This window comes from Herbaspirillum rhizosphaerae (assembly GCF_001189965.1).
Taxonomy (GTDB): Bacteria; Pseudomonadota; Gammaproteobacteria; order Burkholderiales; family Burkholderiaceae_D; genus Herbaspirillum; species Herbaspirillum rhizosphaerae.
In genome coordinates, this window is record NZ_LFLU01000005.1 from 22,215 (window position 1) to 40,006 (window position 17,792).

At 61.2% G+C, this 17,792-nt stretch carries 18 protein-coding genes; 2 read left to right on the top strand and 16 right to left on the bottom strand.

The genetic code is table 11. The features are described from left to right. The first annotated feature begins 174 nt into the window (after window positions 1-174). A complete protein-coding gene (locus AKL25_RS09045) occupies window positions 175-1,125 on the top strand; it encodes a flagellar biosynthesis anti-sigma factor FlgM (protein ID WP_050477325.1) in 951 nt (316 codons plus the stop codon). Between the two features lie 24 nt (window positions 1,126-1,149). Here AKL25_RS09045 and AKL25_RS09050 read toward each other — a convergent pair whose 3' ends face one another. Next, window positions 1,150-2,352 (bottom strand): ammonium transporter, encoded by a 1,203-nt coding sequence (locus tag AKL25_RS09050; RefSeq protein ID WP_050477326.1) that lies wholly within the window; start codon window positions 2,350-2,352, stop codon window positions 1,150-1,152. A gap of 383 nt (window positions 2,353-2,735) precedes the next feature. Here AKL25_RS09050 and AKL25_RS09055 point away from each other — a divergent pair, with 383 nt between their 5' ends. Further along, window positions 2,736-4,370, top strand: a complete 1,635-nt coding sequence (locus AKL25_RS09055) for an alkaline phosphatase D family protein (RefSeq protein ID WP_050477327.1) — start codon at window positions 2,736-2,738, stop codon at window positions 4,368-4,370. Between the two features lie 65 nt (window positions 4,371-4,435). On the opposite strand, the gene AKL25_RS09060 is transcribed toward AKL25_RS09055, so the two are convergent. The 15 genes from AKL25_RS09060 to AKL25_RS09130 form a co-directional block, all read right to left on the bottom strand. Then, on the bottom strand, window positions 4,436-5,020 hold the full coding sequence (locus AKL25_RS09060; protein ID WP_050477328.1) for a hypothetical protein: 585 nt from the start codon (window positions 5,018-5,020) through the stop codon (window positions 4,436-4,438). A 133-nt stretch (window positions 5,021-5,153) separates the two neighbouring features. Next, the gene (locus AKL25_RS09065) at window positions 5,154-5,951 is read right to left on the bottom strand and encodes an IclR family transcriptional regulator (RefSeq protein ID WP_050477329.1); all 798 of its coding nucleotides are present in this window, start codon (window positions 5,949-5,951) and stop codon (window positions 5,154-5,156) included. A 148-nt stretch (window positions 5,952-6,099) separates the two neighbouring features. Further along, window positions 6,100-6,825, bottom strand: coding sequence for an SDR family NAD(P)-dependent oxidoreductase (locus AKL25_RS09070; RefSeq protein ID WP_050477330.1), 726 nt, complete (start codon window positions 6,823-6,825; stop codon window positions 6,100-6,102). A gap of 29 nt (window positions 6,826-6,854) precedes the next feature. After that, the gene (locus tag AKL25_RS09075; protein ID WP_050477331.1) at window positions 6,855-8,144 is read right to left on the bottom strand and encodes an MFS transporter; all 1,290 of its coding nucleotides are present in this window, start codon (window positions 8,142-8,144) and stop codon (window positions 6,855-6,857) included. Between the two features lie 162 nt (window positions 8,145-8,306). Then, a complete protein-coding gene (locus tag AKL25_RS09080; protein ID WP_050477555.1) occupies window positions 8,307-9,041 on the bottom strand; it encodes an SDR family NAD(P)-dependent oxidoreductase in 735 nt (244 codons plus the stop codon). Window positions 9,042-9,075: 34 nt separating this feature from the next. Continuing rightward, on the bottom strand, window positions 9,076-9,603 hold the full coding sequence (locus AKL25_RS09085) for a 2,4'-dihydroxyacetophenone dioxygenase family protein (RefSeq protein WP_050477332.1): 528 nt from the start codon (window positions 9,601-9,603) through the stop codon (window positions 9,076-9,078). Window positions 9,604-10,006: 403 nt separating this feature from the next. Next, on the bottom strand, window positions 10,007-10,909 hold the full coding sequence (locus AKL25_RS09090) for a LysR family transcriptional regulator (RefSeq protein ID WP_050477333.1): 903 nt from the start codon (window positions 10,907-10,909) through the stop codon (window positions 10,007-10,009). A 20-nt stretch (window positions 10,910-10,929) separates the two neighbouring features. Further along, window positions 10,930-11,754 (bottom strand): dioxygenase family protein, encoded by an 825-nt coding sequence (locus AKL25_RS09095; RefSeq protein WP_050477334.1) that lies wholly within the window; start codon window positions 11,752-11,754, stop codon window positions 10,930-10,932. A 73-nt stretch (window positions 11,755-11,827) separates the two neighbouring features. Then, the gene (locus AKL25_RS09100) at window positions 11,828-12,250 is read right to left on the bottom strand and encodes a DoxX family protein (protein ID WP_050477335.1); all 423 of its coding nucleotides are present in this window, start codon (window positions 12,248-12,250) and stop codon (window positions 11,828-11,830) included. A 144-nt stretch (window positions 12,251-12,394) separates the two neighbouring features. Beyond that, window positions 12,395-13,636 (bottom strand): THUMP domain-containing class I SAM-dependent RNA methyltransferase, encoded by a 1,242-nt coding sequence (locus AKL25_RS09105; RefSeq protein WP_050477336.1) that lies wholly within the window; start codon window positions 13,634-13,636, stop codon window positions 12,395-12,397. A 142-nt stretch (window positions 13,637-13,778) separates the two neighbouring features. Further along, on the bottom strand, window positions 13,779-14,384 hold the full coding sequence (locus AKL25_RS09110) for a 2-hydroxychromene-2-carboxylate isomerase (protein ID WP_050477337.1): 606 nt from the start codon (window positions 14,382-14,384) through the stop codon (window positions 13,779-13,781). A 63-nt stretch (window positions 14,385-14,447) separates the two neighbouring features. Beyond that, the gene (locus AKL25_RS09115; protein ID WP_050477338.1) at window positions 14,448-14,882 is read right to left on the bottom strand and encodes a CopD family protein; all 435 of its coding nucleotides are present in this window, start codon (window positions 14,880-14,882) and stop codon (window positions 14,448-14,450) included. A 48-nt stretch (window positions 14,883-14,930) separates the two neighbouring features. Further along, window positions 14,931-16,202, bottom strand: coding sequence for a glutamate-5-semialdehyde dehydrogenase (locus AKL25_RS09120; protein WP_050477339.1), 1,272 nt, complete (start codon window positions 16,200-16,202; stop codon window positions 14,931-14,933). A 26-nt stretch (window positions 16,203-16,228) separates the two neighbouring features. After that, a complete protein-coding gene (gene holA, locus AKL25_RS09125; RefSeq protein WP_050477340.1) occupies window positions 16,229-17,248 on the bottom strand; it encodes a DNA polymerase III subunit delta in 1,020 nt (339 codons plus the stop codon). Between the two features lie 3 nt (window positions 17,249-17,251). After that, window positions 17,252-17,782: an LPS-assembly lipoprotein LptE gene (locus AKL25_RS09130; RefSeq protein WP_050477556.1), complete on the bottom strand. Its 531-nt coding sequence runs from the start codon at window positions 17,780-17,782 to the stop codon at window positions 17,252-17,254. Between the last annotated feature and the right edge of the window lie 10 nt (window positions 17,783-17,792).

Below are 17,792 nucleotides of genomic sequence, written 5' to 3' on the forward strand. Positions count from 1 at the left end.
GATTTCCTGCAGATGCGGCCTTAACAAGCGTAAAGATTCTTGAAAACATGACGATAGACTGACAAGCCTGCACGATAAATTTTCCTATAAAGCGGCGGGCTGAATCGATATGCCGGCGAGCCTTCCGACATGGCTCTGCATCTCCGATACCGCTGCAGCAACCAGGAAAATAAAATGATCTCTGGACTCCCTGCCGGCCAGGCGCCGCTGAACGATACGTCTTATTCTTCGCAGAAGACCGCGGCGCAATCGGATGCGACGACACCCGCTGTGTCGGCTTCGGCGCAGGACATCGACACCATTGTGCAGATCTCGCCGCAGGCGCAACAGCTGGCGAAACTCGATGCTGCAGTGGCGACGCTGCTCAATCCGAAAGAATGGAAGCAGCAAAAAAAGCCCAAGACGCTGCTCGACTACATTGAAGAAGCAGAGGTGCGCGGACGCGGCCCGCGTGCGGAAGAAGCTGAACGCAGACGGCAGCTGCTCGGCAACTGGATGCCGATGATTCCGGTGGGCGATGAGACAGGCATGAGCATCAATGTGCTGGCGGCAAATTTGGCGAGTGCGGCTGCTTCCGATACTGCGGAATCGGGCGACGCGGCATTTCCGCTTCCTACCGTGTATGTGACCAGAGACAGGCAGGGGCAAGAGCTTGCCACCACCACGCTGCAAAAGGACACGGTGGCCGACGACAAGAAATCCGGCAATCTGCTGATGTTGCAGCGTTTGCTTTCTGTATCGGATCTTGCGTTGCCGAAGGTCCAGTACAAGGGGCAGCTTCAGGACGTTCCGATTGTGCCTTCGGAGGGATCTGCGCCACCGACGCTGGGCCGTGACCAGGCGTCAGTGAGCGGCATTGCGGGGCAGGGCAAAGATCTCAAGACACAGTTATTGTCGGTCATGAACGATATCGTTGCAGGCTCCGGCTTTCTCAGGCGTCAACTGGAAATGCTGCCCGTCGGACCGCGCCATCGCCACCGCAAGCGCAAGCCCGCAGATACAGCGCCGACCGATATAGCAGCGCAGGTCGATGTACGGTTTCGCGACAGCAAGGGCAACCCCGATTTGTCCAAGATGCTGGGCGCGGTGTTCAGCGAGCAGATCAAGGACAAGTCAGCGGGCTGAGGTGTAGTCTGAGGTGCGGCCAGACTACCAACTGGTCTCACGCTCCGCCGTCGATGAAATCTTGTGTATCGACAAATCCGCACCCTCGAACTCCTGTTCCGCATCGAGGCGGATGCCGATGGCTTTCTTGAGCAGGCCGTAGACGATCCAGCCGCCGAGGGAGGCGATGGCGATGCCCAGCACGGTGCCGCACAACTGCGCCATGACGGACACGCCGCCGATGCCGCCCAGCGCTTTCGTGCCGAAGATGCCGGCGGCCAGCCCACCCCAGGCGCCGCACAGGCCGTGCAGCGGCCAGACGCCGAGCACGTCGTCGATCTTCCATTTGTTCTGCGTGCGCGTGAACATCCACACGAAGATGGCGCCGGCGATGCCGCCGGTGACCAGCGCGCCAAGCGGATGCATCAGGTCGGAGCCGGCGCACACGGCGACCAGCCCGGCCAGCGGACCGTTGTAGACGAAGCCGGGATCGTTCTTGCCCATGATCAGCGCCACCAGCGTGCCGCCGGCCATGGCCATGAGGGAATTGAGTGCGACCAGGCCGTTCATCTTGTCCAGGGTTTGCGCGCTCATGACGTTGAAGCCGAACCAGCCGACCGTGAGGATCCAGGCGCCCAGTGCGAGGAAGGGGATGTTCGACGGCGGGTGCGCGGCGATGTTGCCGTCCCTGGTGTAGCGGCCGCGGCGTGCGCCCAGCAGCAACACCGCGGGCAGGGCGATCCAGCCGCCGACCGCGTGGACCACGATGGAGCCGGCGAAGTCGTGGAATTCTGCGCCGAAGACGCTCTTGATCCACGCCTGCACGCCGAAGTGCTGGTTCCAGGCGATGCCTTCGAAGAAGGGATACACCAGGCCGACCAGCACCGCGGTAGCGATCAGTTGCGGGTGGAATTTGGAGCGCTCGGCGATGCCGCCGGAAATGATGGCGGGAATCGCGGCAGCAAAGGTCAGCAGGAAGAAGAACTTGACCAGCTCGAAGCCGCTGCGTGCCGCCAGCGTTTCGGCGCCGCTAAAGAAACTGACGCCGTAGGCGACGTAGTAGCCGACAAAAAAATAGGCGATGGTCGATACCGCAAAATCGGCGAGGATCTTGACCAGCGCGTTGACCTGGTTTTTGCGGCGCACCGTTCCCAGTTCCAGGAAGGCAAAGCCGGCATGCATCGCCAGGATCATGATTGCGCCGAGCAAAATGAAGAGCGCATCGGCACCATTTTTGTGATCGTCCACAGAAAAATCTCCCAATAATTGTGCAAAAAAGTTTAAAAAGCACCTAATAAAGCAAAAATCATTCCATTTCGGTGCAAAATTTTAAACAATTGAATTTAAAGGAAAATTTTTCGAAGCTCGCAGAGACGGAGGCAAACCGCACGCAAATCGTGCGAAACGATGCGTCCGCTTGGTGCGTAGTAAAAAACGAGCTGTTTGCGCAAATATCGGCGTTTTGATCGTCTCGGCGAGGACAAGTGGAAGCAATTCGAGGTTTTCTTCGGGCCACATCGAAAATTCAAAGGCGAGTGCGTACCGCTCCCAGAGATCGGCATCTGTTCATGGAACGGTCATATTGCATTGCTACATTGCAATTTTCCGTGCAGCCAGCCAAGGAGTCCGCCATGTCCGACGATCTTTCCTCTTCATCTTCCAGCAACAACGACGGCAACGGCCGCCGCGACTTCCTGCGCGACGCCGCGCTCGGCACCGGCGCGTTGCTGACCGCCGGCACACTGACGCCCGCATTCGCACAGCAAGCGCCAGCCGTCGTGACCTCGGAGCGTTTGCGTCCGCAAGTCGACAGCGGCGCCATGAGCGGCGACATCACGCGCGACACGGCGATGCTATGGAGCCGCACCGACCGCGCGGCACGCATGGTGGTGGAGTATTCGGTCAACGAAAATTTCAAGGATGCGATCACTGTCGCCGGTCCGGCGGCGCTGGCGCGCAACGATTACACCGCACGTGTGGATCTGCGCGGCTTGCCGGTATCGCAGCGGCTGTTCTATCGCGTGCGCTTCCAGGACTTGCAGCACGAGTCGGCATGGAGCGCGCCGGTGAGCGGCAGCCTGATCATCCCCGGCGGCAGCGAGCGCGACATCAGCTTCGCGTTTTCCGGCGATGAGGCGGGGCAGGGCTGGGGCATCAATGAAGCCTGGGGCGGCTATCGCGTGTATGAAACCATGCGCCGCTTCAAGCCGGATTTCTTCATCCACTCGGGCGACCAGATTTACGCCGACGGTCCGATCCAGGCCGAGGTGACGCTGGACGACGGCAGCCTCTGGCGCAATCTGGTGACACCGGCCAAGTCAAAAGTTGCGGAGACGCTCGACGACTACCGCGGCAACTTCGCCTATAACCTGATGGACGCCAACAAGAAACGCTTCATGGCGGAAGTGCCGTTCCTGGTGCAGTGGGACGACCACGAGGTGCGCAACAACTGGTATCCCGGCCAGGTTATCGGCGAGGCGGAGAAACGCTATCAGGAGCGTGCGCTGAACGTGCTGAAGCAACGCGCGCGGCAGGCGATGTTCGAGTACAACCCGTTCCGCATCGATGTGGCCGATCCGGAGCGCATTTACCGCGCTTTCAATTACGGCCCGCTGCTGGAAGTCTTCATGCTCGACGAGCGCAGCTATCGCGGCGCTAATTCACCTAACCGTCAGCCCACGCAGGGCCCCGACGCAGCCTTCCTCGGTGCAGCGCAGATGCGCTGGATCAAGCAGGCGCTGCTGCGGTCGCGTTCGACCTGGAAAGTGATCGCCAGCGACATGCCGATTTCAATCGTCGTGCCGGATCTGAATCCCGATGTGCCGCAAGGCACCTTCGAGGCGTGGGCCAATGCCGACAACGGCAAGCCGTCCGGACGCGAGCTGGAAGTCGCGGAGCTGCTGCGCTTCATCAAGCGCCACAACATCAAGAACGTGGTGTGGGTGACGGCCGACGTGCACTATGCATCGGCGACTTACTACATGCCGGAGAAGGCGCAGTTCACCGACTTCAAACCGTTCTGGGAATTCGTCGGTGGACCTTTGCATGCCGGTACTTTCGGTCCCGGCGAGATCGACCGGACATTCGGTCCGGATGTGCGCTATGTGAGCATTCCTGCCGACATGAAGCAGAACCGCTCGCCGGCCGACTTGTATCAATTCTTCGGCATCGGCAAGATCGACGCGAAGACCAGGGTGATGACGGTGTCCCTGCACAATGTCGACGGCAAGAATCTGTTCACCGTCGATTTGCCGCCCGAGGTTTGAGTGCAGCGGCTTCCGGCATTGGCGGAGGCCGCTCTATCGGCAATCTTGCACTACACGGCATCGGATCAGAATTGCGATCCGCCACCGGTGCCACCCATGCCGCCAGAACCTCCCATGCCGCCGCCGGCCCCGCCGCGTTTGCCGCCCATGCGGCCGCCTTCGCTCTTTTCCGGCGCGCCGCCGCCATGTTCGGCGACGCGCTGCAAACGGTCGGCGATGAACGACTGGACCGCCTGCCGCTGCGTATCGTCCAGCGCATCGGCGACGGTCAGCCAGAGTTCGCGCAGTTGGCGGCTGTCTTCTTCCGAGAGCGCCGATTCCTGATCGACGGCGCGTCCGAGTTCGCGCAGTTCAAAGCCGGGTTTGCTCATGTTGCGCGCGGTCTCTGCCTGCAGACGATCGCGCCGCAGTTGATGCCGGCGTACGATGGCCTGCGTCTTTTGCTCCGTCTGGCGCCACAGGATTTGTTGATTGGGATTGAGGTTCAGTTCAGGTTTGAGCTGCTGCACCGTGCTGATGATGTCTTCCGGGAACAGATCCATGAGCGGGGTTGCGTGCGCCGGCAGCGGCGTCAAGCTCAGCAGGCTCAGCGCGAGTGCTGTAGCGTGCAGGCAATGGCTAAAACGGTACGGAAAGAACGGATGCTTCATGGCTTGCTTTCGTCGAACGGAAAGCAGGATTTAACCAGTTCCCTCGCGCGTCCGGCGCTGAGGAAGCAATTGGTAACACTTCGTTAAGCTGTGTAAATGAAATGCGCGATCGGCGCAGGCTACCGGCCGGCGTTCAACGCGGACCGGCCAGTTTCAGCGAGATGGCCTTGCACGTCGCCAGCAGCGGTTCGATATAGGTGGCGTGCAAATTTTCATGCTTGCGGAAAACCGGGATGCTGATGCTGATGCAGGCCACCGGTGCGCCGTCGCTGCCGCGGATGGCGGCGCCGAGGCAAAAGATCTGCGCTTCGTTTTCTTCGCGGTCTTCGGCATAGCCGCGTTGTCCGGTCATGGCGATTTCGGCGCGCAGGGCTTCCGGATCGGTGATGGTGTGCTCGGTGAACTTCTGCATCTTGACGGCGCGCAGCAGGCTGCGGCGCTGTTCTTCGCCGAGCGCGGCAAGGTAGGCTTTGCCGACCGAGCTGGAGTACAGCGTCACACGCGTGCCGACGCGCGAGGTCATGCGGACGGCTTGCGGGCTTTCCAGCTTTTCGATGTAGACCATGCCGTTGTCGCTGGGCACGGCCAGGTGGACGGTTTCGCGCGTGGTGTCGCGCAGCGTGTGCAGGGCGTCGATGGCGGCGGTGCGGATGTCGGACTTGGCCCACGATTTGCTGGCCAGGTTGATCAGGCGCGGGCCCAGTTCAAAATTTTTGGTGCGCGGGTTTTCCACCACCATGCCTTCGGCCATCAGGGCGGCGAGGATGCGATAGACGGTGGGGCGCGGATAGCCGCTTTGCGCGCTCAATTGCGCAATCGACAGCGGCGCTTCCTGGTCGGCGATCAGTTGCAGCACCACCATGAATTTGGAGAACGCAGCCGTACCGGCGATTTTCGGATTGTCTTCGGCGGCGGTGTCGGAAGTCGGCATGGTTTCAGGCTGGTCGGGCGCAAATGACGGGAAGATGGCTGCTGCAGAGGCGCATTATAGCCGAGGGATTTTCCGGCGCCGCCATTACAAACTGCGCAGGCGGCGCCGGAAAAGGTGAAGCGGGTGATGCGATGATTTCAGGAAAATGCTACGACACCAGATAGCCGCCATCGACAGGCACCACGGCGCCGGTCATGAAGGAGGAGGCCGGCGTGCACAGGAAGGCGGCGACATTGCCGATGTCTTCCGGTGTGCCCCAGCGATTGAGCGGCGTGCGTTGCAGGATGGGACCCGAGCGCGCCGGATCTTCCTGCAGTGCCTTGGTCAACGGCGTTGCAATCCATCCCGGCGCCACCGCGTTGACGCGGATGCCGTCGGCGGCATAGGCGATCGCCAGCGACTTGGTCAGTTGCGCGACGCCGCCTTTGCTGGCGCTGTAGCCCGGCACCAGGCCGCCGCCGAAAAAGCTCAGCATCGACGCCAGGTTGACGATGCAGCCCTTGCTTTCCTTCAGCAGCGGACGCGCCGCTGAGCAGACACGCATGGTGCCGGTCAGGTTGACTGCGATCACCTGTTCGAAGACATCGACTTCATGTTCGGCGCCGCGCTTGATGATGCCGGCGCAGTTGATCACGATGTCGAGTTGCCCGATGCCTGCAAACAGGTTCTTGACGCTGTCGTCGGAGGCCACGTTGAGTTCGGCCAGCGTGACGCCGGTGCCGGTGAACTCTTCGGTGGCGAACGGCGGCAGGCCTGCCGCGATTACCTTCGCCCCCATGGCGGCCAGCTGGCGGGCGACTGCGCCGCCGATGCCTTGCGTGCCGCCGGTGACCAGGGCGGTCTTGCCCTGGAACAGGTTGGGAGTAAATGTCATGTGCTTTTCCTTATAGGGTGAATCAAACATCAGGCTGTCGCGCCGTCGCCTTCGATCGGCTTGTTCACCACGAACATGTACACCAGCGCAGCAGCGAACGCGACTGCGGCGCTGATTAGCAGGGCGTTGACGAACGAGTGCGTCTTGTCGACCACGACGCCGGTAATCAACGGCGCCAGCGAGCCGCCGAGATAGCCGCCGAAGTTTTGCAGGCTGCCCAGCGAAGCCACCAGGCGGCGTGGAATCGCCACGCTGACCAGCGCCCATGCGCCGCCGCTTGCCATGTTCACGAACGCCATCGCCAGCGAGATGTAGACGATCGCCATGGTGGTGCTTGGTGTGTACGCAGCAGGAATGGTGAACGCGCCCGCACCGATCAGACCGGCGCAGATCGGCCATTTGCGGCTGCGGATCGGCGCCATGCCGCGTTTCATCAGGCCGTCGGCGATGTAGCCGGAAGACAGCATGCCCAGCGTGCCGAAGATGTAAGGAATGACGACGACCCAGCCGGTGCGCGCGATGCTGAGGTGACGTTCATGTTCCAGGTAGGCCGGCAGCCATGTCAGGTACAGCCAGACCATGTAGATCACGCCCATGAAGCCGAACAGCATGCCCCAGGTGGTGCGGTATTTGAACAGGCCTTTCCACTCGTGCCAGGTCAGCTTGGCGTTGGCGTTCGGATCGTTGTCGGTACCGTCGGCCAGGTACAGCATTTCGGATGGCGTCAGTTCGACTTCATTGCGGTTGCGGTAGAAAATGTACCAGCCCACTGCGACGGCGATACCGGCGATACCCATGATGACGAACATCATGCGCCAGCCGAACGACAGCATCAGCACGGTCAGGATCGGCGGCGCGAGCGCCGGGCCGATGGTCGACGAGGCGACGAAGATGCCGGTCGGGCCGCCGCGTTCGCGCACGGCGAACCATTCGGAAACCACCTTGGCGCCGGCCGGGAACTGCGGCGCTTCGCCCAGGCCGAGGAACACGCGCGCCACCAGGAACTGATGCAGCGAACCGACGAAGCCGCCGGCCAGTTGCGCCACCGACCACACCATCATGCCGGCGCCGAGCATCACGCGCGCGCCGAACTTGTCGAGCATCGCGCCGATCGGCAATTGCGAGAATGCGTAGGCGAGTGAAAATGCGGACAGCAGCAGGCCCATTTCCGATGCGCTCAATCCCAGCTCCTGGCTGACGGAATGGTTGGCGATGGACAGCGTGCTGCGGTCGAGGTAATTGACGATGCCGGCAAGCATCAGGAAGGTCAGTGCGACCCACTGAATACGTTTGAGCTTGCTGCTCTTTTGGACTTCCATGTTGTCTCCAATGTAAATGTAAAGCGCTGCAGGCAAACAGCTTCTGAGCTACATCACCTGCTTGCGCCGTCTTTGCGGTGCTTATGTGCCGTGCTGCGAAAGAAATGTCCGGCCGCTTGTGACAGCCGGACGGGTAGTACTAATACTGTTCGTTGTGGCGACTTAGTAAGTCGCGCGTCCTCCGGATAAATCGAACACAGCGCCGGTGTTGAACGTGCATGAACCGGAGCACAGCCAGGCCACCATCTCGGCCACTTCCTCGACATAGCCTAAGCGACCCATCGGGCTCTTGCTGATCATGGTGGCGACGTGCGCCGGGCTCATCTGTTCCAGCAGCGTGGTCTTGACTGCGGCCGGCGCCAGTGCGTTGACCAGGATGCCGGCATTGGCCAGTTCCTTGCCGAGCGATTTGGTCAGCGCCAGCACGCCAGCCTTGGAGGCGCTGTAGGCGGACGCGTTGGGCGTGCCTTCCTTGCCGGCCAGCGAGGCGATGTTGACGATGCGGCCCTGGCCGGCGGCGCGCATGGCAGGGACTACCGAGCGGCAGGTATGGAACACGCCCATCAGATTGACTTCAACGATGCGATGCCACTCGGCGACGTCGTATTCATCCAGCGGCACGGTCGAACCGGCATAGCCGGCGTTGTTGATCAGGAAATCGATGCGGCCGCGCGAGGCCAGCAGGCGCTGTGTCGCCGCCTCGACTGAAGCCGGGTCGGTGACGTCGACGGTGTCTTGAGGGTAGAGCGCATCGATCGCAGGCTTCAGGTCCCAGCAGACCACCTCGGCGCCGGCCTGCGCCAGGCGCGCGCTGATGGCGGCGCCGATGCCGCCGGTACCGCCGGTGACCACGGCGACTGCGCCCTGGAAGTTGTAATCGGCTTGTGCGTAGCTCATGGCGTCGGTCATTCCTTTAGGCAATCAACGGCAATCAACGCACGAACTGCTGCACGAAATCGGCGCCCAGGCCGACCTTCTCGTAGTGTGCCTTGCACATTTCTAGTTTGGTGAAGACGTCTTCGTAGCCTTCGAACTTGCCGAACGGATCGCAGTAGTACATCACGCCGGTGATGTGGAAATAGGTGATCATTTCTTCGACGTCTTCCGGCACGTACAGGGTGTGGGTTTCGCCCGGCGGTTCGAACACGTAGCTGCCTTGTTCGGCGATCCAGTTGTGTTCCAGATAGCGCCAGCGGCCCTTGAGCACCATGCCGTGCACCGGCGCCGGATGGCGATGGCGGCTCAGCACGCCGGACTTGCGCACGCGCAGCAGGTTGGTCCAGTAGCCTTGCGACACATTCAGGCACAGCGGACGGAACCAGACGTTCTCGGCTTGCGGCACCCAGACTTTTTCGTCTTCGGGAATGGCGGAGCCGACCACGATTTCGAGCGGCGCTTCTTTCGGGTTCGGATATTGGTAGGGCATCATTTTCGATGCCTCAGGGGTCGTGGCTTGCATGTGTCTTCTCCTCAGATGTTCAGCGATTCCGGTTGCTTCGGACTATTTTTAATGTCCAATATGTGGACATTAAGTCTGTAATGTGGTCACTTTGAATCAATCCGAAGAGTATGTCAAGCCGTTCACACGGAGCCGGTGCACGCAGATACGAGCAAAATCGGCATGCACATTGAGAGAAAAGGAAATCGGTCCAATGGTCAGACCACTGATGGCGAGCGCGGATTGTGCGCCTTAAGCGCGCCGCTGAAAAGGGAGATGAAAAAAAATCCGCAAGGCTGCGGATTTTTTCACCTGGTCAGGAAACGGTCAGGAAGTGATTGAGAAATGAGTGATCTTTATACGAGCCCGCCATGGTCTTTTATTGCACATCCAACGGCTGTTCGACGCGACCAGATTTGAAGCGCTATTTGTCTTCCCACTGCACTTCCTCAAACGCATGCACGAGGAAGTCGATGGTCGCGCGCACCTTGGCGGGCAAGTGAGTGCGGCTCGGGTAGACCGCATAGATGCCCAGTTCGGCCGACATGTAATCGGGCATGATCGGCACCAGCTTGCCGCTGCGGATATGCTCGCTCAGCATGAAGGTCGGCTGGCGCGTGATGCCGATGCCGGCCAGCGCGGCGGCGACGCAGGTGTCGCCGTTGTTGGCGTGCATGCGCACGTTGGTCTTGACGCTGACGGCGCCCTCGGGGCCTTCGAAATGCCATTCGTCCTTATCGGCCGAGTAGCTGTAGCCCATCACCATGTGATCCTTGAGATCATCCGGATGCTGCGGCGTGCCGTGCTTTTCGAGATATGCGGGCGAGGCGCAGACCACGATGCGGGTCGACGCCAGCTTGCGGTAGATCAGCGACGAGTTCGGCAGGCGCGCGATACGGATCGCAAGGTCGTAGCCTTCTTCGATGATGTCGACGATGCGGTCCGACAGCGTGATGTCGAGCTTGATGCCGGGATAGCGGCGCAGCAGGCACGGCCAGACATTGACCAGATGCAGCACGCCGAAGGTCTGCGGCACGTTGATGCGCAACAGGCCGGTCGGATCGGTGTTGCCGACGGTGAGCATCTGGTCGGCGTCTTCCAGCGCCGAGACGATGTGCTTGCAGCGTTCCAGATACAGGGAGCCGGCCTCGGTCAGCGACAGCCGGCGCGTCGTGCGTTGCATCAGGCGTGCACCGAGCCGCGCTTCCAGTTCAAGAATCGTGCGCGAAACCGCCGCCTTGGAAACATTCAGGGCATCCGCCGCCTTGACGAAGCTGCCCAGCTCGGCGACAGCAATGAAGCATTCGATTTCGCGCAGTTTGTTCAAGCGATTCTCTCCGGGCAGGTTCAGGCGGCGGCAGGCAGATCCGCGAGGATGGACGACTGTGCGCCGAAGGCGAAGGCATCCATGCGCAGGCTATGATACGTCGATCCGCTGTCCAGATGCACCAGTTGGGTCCAGTCGTCGGCGGCGCCCATGGCGAAGAACAAGGTCAGCAGATGTTCGTCGGTCGGATGCGTGCGCACCGCGTGCGGCGCTGAATGGCGATAGTCCAGCAGCGCTTCCAGATTGCCGGCCTGCATCTGCGTCAGGAACCATTGCAGGAACTCGATCGTGTGCGGCGCATCGCCGGAGTCCGGATCGTTGCGGCGCAGTTCGCGCAGGTTGTGCGTGAAACTGCCCGAACCGACCAGCAGGATGCCTTCCTGCGCCAGCGGCGCCAACAACTGGCCGATCTTGTAGTGATAGGCCGGCGGCTGATGCGCTTGCAGCGACAGCTGCACCACCGGGATATCGGCTTGCGGATACAGATAGCGCAGCGGCACCCAAGCGCCGTGGTCGAGGCCCCAGCCGTCGTCGGTCTGCGCATGCAGGCCGGCATCGCGCAGCAGGCCGGCGACACGCTCCGCCAGATCCGGCGAACCGGCGGCGGGGTAATCCAGCTCATACAGCTCGCGCGGAAAACCGCCGAAATCGTGGATCACGCGCTGTTTGGGCAGGTTGCCGACGCGCGGGGTCTGGGTTTCCCAGTGCGGCGATACGATGAGGATGGCTTTCGGCGCCGGCAGGCGTTCGCCGATGCTGCGCAACAGCGGACCGGTCTTGCCCGGTTCAACCGCCAGCATGGGCGAACCGTGGGAAACGAAAAGCGAAGGCAGTGCGATAGACATGATGTGCTCCAATCCGGAATCGCGGGGCCGCAGCCCCGGGGGAAAACGATGTGCTGACGTGCTTTGCAGACGATTATGCAGCCTTGCTCAGACTCTCGCGCTTGACGGCGAAGGCGCCGTTGCCGAGCAGATAGACCGCGACCAGCGCAACAATCCACATGACCAGATATTCCCAGCCGCCCTTGGGGTTGCTGAAGAAGAAGCCGTTCTTGCCGTGCACGGTGACGATGGCTCCGACCAGGTCGATGGCCAGCGGAATGGCCAGCAGGTCGCCGTAGAAGCCGATCACCAGCGCGACGCCGCCGATCACTTCCAGCAGGATGACCAGATACGCGAGGAAGCCGGGCAGGCCCAGCGATTCAAAGAAAGCAGCGGTGCCGGGCAGGGTGAAGACAAAAATTTTCATCGCGGCGTGGGCCAGGAAAAACAAACCGGACGTCACGCGCAGCAGGAAGGCGGCGTAGTCGGCTTTGGTATTGATGGTAGTGGTGGTCATGTTGGCTCCCAAAAAGAATGAAGTCGTGATTGACTTCGTTGAGAGCAACTTTAAGGAAAAGCGAGTCCGGGATAAATAAGGCGCAGCGGGATGAATTGTCTCGATTGCATTGACAATCAAGGAAAATCATCCCGTCGACAATGCTTAAGTCTGATCCGGCTTGGGTTTGGCTGCCTCGCGGCGATTGAAGCCTTCCACCATGTCGAAGCGGAACAAACGGCATTCCAGGGCGCCATTGAAGAAAGGCGTCTTGCGAGCTTCTTTCAGGCGCAACAATTTCGGCAGGCCGAGGTCGGCCGAGAACAAGAACACGCTCCAACCGGCGAAACGCTGCTTGAGCGTGGTGCCGAAGGCGCTGAAGAAGGCGGCGAACAGCTCGTCGGTCGGGACGGCGGCATCGCCGCGCACGCTCAGACGCTCGCCATACGGCGGATTGGTCAGCATGATGCCGGTGGCCGGGTTGCCGTCGGCGTCGACTGGTGGTTTGACCTCCTGCGCTTCGATCTGTTTCAGCGGCACCTCGAACTGGATGCCGGCCTTGCGCAGATTATTGCGCGCGATGTTGACCATGTCGCCCGAGATGTCGCTGCCGAAAATCGTCGGCACGGTCGGCAAGGGATTCGGCTTGAAATCGCCCTTGATCGCCAGCCAGGCTTCGGCGTCGAAGTTGTCGAATTTCTCAAACGCAAAACGGCGGCGTGCGCCCGGCGGGATGCCGGCCAGCATTTGCGCCGCTTCGGCCAGGATGGTGCCGGAGCCGCACATCGGGTCGAACAGCACCATGCCGGGTTTCCAGCCGCTGGTGCGCAACAGGCCGGCAGCGAGGTTTTCGCGCAGCGGCGCCTCGCCGGTGTCATCGCGCCAGCCGCGCTTGAACAGGGCTTCGCCGGAGGTGTCGATATAGAGGGTGAAGGTGTGTGCGTCGAGGAAGCCGGAGATACGCATGTCCGGCGTCTTGGTGTTGACCGATGGGCGCTCGTCGAAACGTTCGCGGAAACGGTCGCAGATGGCGTCCTTGATTTTCAGCGTGGCGAATTCGAGGCTGCGCAGCGGCGACTTGACCGCGGTGACGTCAACGCGAATCGTGTGCGACACCTCGAACCAGTTTTCCCACTCCTGTTCGAGGGTCATGTCGTAGATGTCGTTTTCGTTCTTGTACGAACCGTGCGCCAGGCGTAGCAGCACGCGGCTGGCGATGCGCGAGCGCAGGTTCAGCTGGTAGGCGCCGATGATGCTGCCGGAGCAATGCACGCCGCCGGGAACCTGAGTGTGTACTTTCAGGTTGGCGTCGGGGCCGGCCAGTTGGGCGATTTCGTTGAGTTCTTCCGCGAGGGCGATTTCAAGGCCGCGCGGGCAGGGGCAAAAATAGGAATAGTTGGTGCTCATGAGGGGTACCTTTTGTCCGTTGATAAATCAGTGTGTGCCGGGCATAAAAATGATAACGGCATAAATGCCAAACCGCCGCTCCTGCCCGCGCGGGAACGACGGCTTTGCTTCTTTACTGCTGCTTGTTGCTTACGTCTGCTACTTACTTTTCTGCAAATGCGCGTTCGACGAAATCGAGTCGATCCTGGCCCCAATAACCTTCGCCGTCAACTACAAACCATGGTGCGCCGAAGACATTGGCCGCCGTCGCTTCTTCGCTGAAGCGATCGAACTCGGCCTGCACGCTGGCGGTCTCGGAAGACTTCAGCAGGCTGGCGCCATCGTGGCCGAGGCCGTTGGCGATGGCCAGCAGCGTGTCGGTGTCGGCGATGTTCTTTTCTTCTTCCCAGATCGCACGCATGACGGCGCCGGTCAGCTCGAGCGCTGCGTTGGTGCCGTGCGCCAGTTGCGTGGCGATGATCAGGCGCGCGGCGGCGTCGCTCTGCACCGGAAAATAAGTCGGCTGCAGGTTCATCGGCAGGCCGAGGAATTTGCTCCAGCGCGCCAGTTCCTTGAGGCGATACGCCTGGCGTTGCGGCGCACGCTTGGCCAGCGGCAAGCCGCCGGACTGGCCGAAAATCTTGCTCAGGTCGAAGGGCTTGAGCACGACCTGCACGTCGTATTGCTTGGCCATAGCGACAAAACGCGCGTGCCCCAGATAGGCAAAGGGAGAATGCGGCGCGAAGAAATATTCACATACTTTGCCCATGAAGGACTCCGTAAAAGGTGGGTCGGGTGAATCGAAGATGGACCAGCAAAATACAGATAAAAATCAGAACGGTTTGACGACGACCAGAATCACGATCGCCAGCAGCAATAATACCGGGACTTCGTTGAACCAGCGGAACCACTTGTGGCTGCGCTTGTTTTGACCATTTTCGAATTTTTTGAGCAGCGAACCGCAGGCATGGTGATAGCCGATCACCAGAATCACCAGTGCCAGCTTGGCATGCATCCAGCCCGCCGTTCCTTTGCCTTCGGGGCCTTTGCCGATGCCGATAACCAGATACAGGTACAGGCCCAGCGCAATCGCCGGAATCGCCAGGATGGTGGTGAAGCGATACAGGCGGCGCGCCATGCCGAGCAGGCGTTCCGTGACCAGGGTTTCGGTTTCCTGCGCCAGATTGACGAAGATGCGCGGCAGGTAGAACAAACCGGCGAACCACGAGGCGATGAACACGATGTGCAGGGCTTTGATCCAGAGCATGCAGTTTCCTTTGGCGACGGCTATTAAGGGAGGACGACGGTTGTGTGCTTACTGACGTACTTGCCCTTGTCCCAGCACCACGTATTTGAGTGAGGTCAGGCCTTCCAGTCCGACCGGGCCGCGTGCGTGCAGCTTGTCGTTGGAGATGCCGATCTCGGCGCCGAGGCCGTATTCGAAACCGTCGGCAAAACGCGTCGAAGCGTTGACCATGACCGAGGCCGAATCGACTTCGCGCAGGAAACGCATGGCGCGGGTGTAGTCTTCCGTGACGATGGCGTCGGTATGCTGCGACGAGTAAGTATTGATGTGCTCGATCGCTTCGTCCATGTCGGCGACGATCTTCACTGCCAGGATAGGCGCAAGGTATTCGGTGCGCCAGTCTTCTTCGACGGCTTCTTTCAGCAGCGGATAGCCGGCCAGTATCAGGCGGCTTTCGGCGTCGCCGCGCAGCTCGACGTCCTTGGCGCGGTACAGCTCGGCCAGCTTCGGCAGCACATCGGCCGCGATGGCGCGCGCCACCAGCAGGGTTTCCATGGTGTTGCAGGTGCCGTAGCGATGGCACTTGGCGTTGAAAGCGACATCCAGCGCTTTTTGCAGGTCGGCCTTGTCGTCGATGTAGACGTGGCAGATGCCGTCCAGATGCTTGATCATCGGCACCTTGGATTCCTTGATCAGGCGTTCGATCAATCCCTTGCCGCCGCGCGGCACGATGACGTCGACGTACTCGGTCATGGTGATCAGCGCACCGACGGCAGCGCGGTCGGTGGTCTCGACTACCTGCACCGCATCCTGCGGCAAACCGGCGCCGGCCAGGCCTTCCTTGACCAGTTTCGACAACGCCTGGTTGCAGTGGATCGCTTCGGAACCGCCACGCAGGATGGTGGCGTTGCCGCTCTTGATGCACAGGCCGGCGGCGTCGACGGTGACGTTCGGACGCGCTTCGTAGATGATGCCGATGACGCCCAGCGGGACGCGCATCTGGCCAACCTGGATGCCGGTCGGGCGGTATTTCATGTTGGAGATTTCGCCGATAGGATCGGGCAGGGCGACGATCTGTTCCAGGCCTTCGGCCATGGTGGCGATGGCTTTGTCGGACAGTGTCAGGCGGTCCAGCATGGCCTCCGATAAACCGTTGGCGCGTGCAGCGGCCAGGTCTTGTTGGTTGGCGGCGCGCAGCGTATCTGCATCGCGGCGGATGGCGGCGGCGATCAGCGTCAGCGCGCGGTTTTTCGCGGCGGTATCCGCCTTGGCCATGGCGCGCGACGCCTTGCGGGCGCGCCGGCCGATGTCGGTCATGTAGTGTTCGATGTCGATCGTCATGATGAGTATTTAAGCTTAAGTATTCTTCAATAGCCGCGCGCGAGCTTGAGGCCCAGCTGCGACAGCGCATCCCAGGCATCACCGGAAAATGCTTTGGCGCGCAAGCCCTTGACCATCTTGTCGATCTGCGCGGCTTCCTGCAACGCGGTCTGCAGCGTCGCCAGGCTGATGCGGCGCAACGCCGGTTCCATCAGTTTCTCGCGCGGACCCCAGATGCGGTATTCCTTGAGCAGCATGCCCAGTTGCTTGCCCTGGGTGACGCCGGACTTCAGCTTGAGCAGCGTGCGCACTTCTTCGGCCACGGCCCACAGCACCAGCGGCAGGGCTTCGCCTTCACCCTTCAGGCCATCCATCATGCGCATGAGCCGCGCGGCGTCGCCCGACAGCATGGCTTCGTTGAGCTTGAAGACGTCGTAGCGCGCCACGTTCAGCACGGCGTCGTGCACTTGTTCGAAGCTCAGCTTGCCGGTCGGGTAGAGCAGGCCGAGTTTTTGAATCTCCTGATGCGCGGCGAGCAGATTGCCTTCGACGCGGTCGGCGATGAAATCCATGCACTGGCGGTCGGCGCTCTGCTGCTGCGCGGTGAGGCGATTGGCTATCCAGCCGGGCAGATGCGCGCGTTCGACCAGCGGGATGTCGATGTACACGCCGGCCTGCTGCAAGGTGCCGACCCACGCCGCTTTGGCGGTGGCCCAGTCCAGCTTGGGCAGGCTGATGATGGTCAGGTTGTCCGGGTTCAGGTTGGCGGCATATTCCTGCAGCGCCTGGCCGCCATCCTTGCCGGGTTTGCCGGTGGGGATGCGCAGCTCGATCAGTTTCTTGTCGCCGAACAGCGATTGCGACTGGTTGGCGGCCAGCAGCTCGCCCCATTTGAAGCTGCGTTCGACCACCAGCACGTCGCGCTCGGTGTAGCCGTTGGCGCGCGCGGTCTTGCGGATCTTGTCGGCGGCTTCCAGTGCCAGCAGATGTTCGTCGCTGGCGATGACATACAGCGGCGACAAGGATTTCGCCAGGTGCGTGTCGAGCGCGTCTAGCCGCAGCTGCATCTGTTATTCCTCGACGGTTTCGTCGATGTTGGTCTTGGTCGCGGACAGGCGGCGCAGGATCTGTTGCACCAGGTCGGTCTGCATGTCGCGGTACAGCAGCGCTTCTTCGGCCTGCTTCGCCAGTTCCTGGTTGGCGTCATAGGTGATGTCGCGCTTGAGCACGATGGACGCCGGTGCAATCAGCACCTTGCCGGCCTGATCCTTGACCAGGAAGCTGAAGCGTTGATACAGGCTGTATTCGCGCACCTGGCCGTTGGTGTTCAGGGACAGGATCTTCTTCTCGCGCGTGTCGGCCAACACCTGCAGGATGGCTTCCGCTTCGGTGGCGCTGTCAGTGACCTGCACGCCGCTGGCGCGGATGTAACGTTTCAGTTCAGTGCCCAGCGACGAGTTGCCGGAAAAGCCGAGGTAAATCGACTTGAAGGGCAGCTGCGCCGGTCCGCGCATGTGAAAGCCGCAGGCGCTGAGCATGCCCGCTGCCAGCAGCATCAGGAACCATTGCAGCGCTTTGCGTCGGTGAAGTTGAAATGGCATGTAGATGTCC

Coding starts and splice junctions, on each gene's coding strand:
- AKL25_RS09045 (WP_050477325.1), top strand. CDS start 175: ATGATCTCTGGACTCCCTGCCGGCCAGGCGCCGCTGAACGATACGTCT.
- AKL25_RS09055 (WP_050477327.1), top strand. CDS start 2,736: ATGTCCGACGATCTTTCCTCTTCATCTTCCAGCAACAACGACGGCAAC.
- AKL25_RS09060 (WP_050477328.1), bottom strand. CDS start 5,020: ATGAAGCATCCGTTCTTTCCGTACCGTTTTAGCCATTGCCTGCACGCT.
- AKL25_RS09065 (WP_050477329.1), bottom strand. CDS start 5,951: ATGCCGACTTCCGACACCGCCGCCGAAGACAATCCGAAAATCGCCGGT.
- AKL25_RS09070 (WP_050477330.1), bottom strand. CDS start 6,825: ATGACATTTACTCCCAACCTGTTCCAGGGCAAGACCGCCCTGGTCACC.
- AKL25_RS09075 (WP_050477331.1), bottom strand. CDS start 8,144: ATGGAAGTCCAAAAGAGCAGCAAGCTCAAACGTATTCAGTGGGTCGCA.
- AKL25_RS09080 (WP_050477555.1), bottom strand. CDS start 9,041: ATGAGCTACGCACAAGCCGATTACAACTTCCAGGGCGCAGTCGCCGTG.
- AKL25_RS09085 (WP_050477332.1), bottom strand. CDS start 9,603: ATGCAAGCCACGACCCCTGAGGCATCGAAAATGATGCCCTACCAATAT.
- AKL25_RS09095 (WP_050477334.1), bottom strand. CDS start 11,754: ATGTCTATCGCACTGCCTTCGCTTTTCGTTTCCCACGGTTCGCCCATG.
- AKL25_RS09100 (WP_050477335.1), bottom strand. CDS start 12,250: ATGACCACCACTACCATCAATACCAAAGCCGACTACGCCGCCTTCCTG.
- AKL25_RS09105 (WP_050477336.1), bottom strand. CDS start 13,636: ATGAGCACCAACTATTCCTATTTTTGCCCCTGCCCGCGCGGCCTTGAA.
- AKL25_RS09110 (WP_050477337.1), bottom strand. CDS start 14,384: ATGGGCAAAGTATGTGAATATTTCTTCGCGCCGCATTCTCCCTTTGCC.
- AKL25_RS09115 (WP_050477338.1), bottom strand. CDS start 14,882: ATGCTCTGGATCAAAGCCCTGCACATCGTGTTCATCGCCTCGTGGTTC.
- AKL25_RS09120 (WP_050477339.1), bottom strand. CDS start 16,202: ATGACGATCGACATCGAACACTACATGACCGACATCGGCCGGCGCGCC.
- holA (WP_050477340.1), bottom strand. CDS start 17,248: ATGCAGCTGCGGCTAGACGCGCTCGACACGCACCTGGCGAAATCCTTG.
- AKL25_RS09130 (WP_050477556.1), bottom strand. CDS start 17,782: ATGCCATTTCAACTTCACCGACGCAAAGCGCTGCAATGGTTCCTGATG.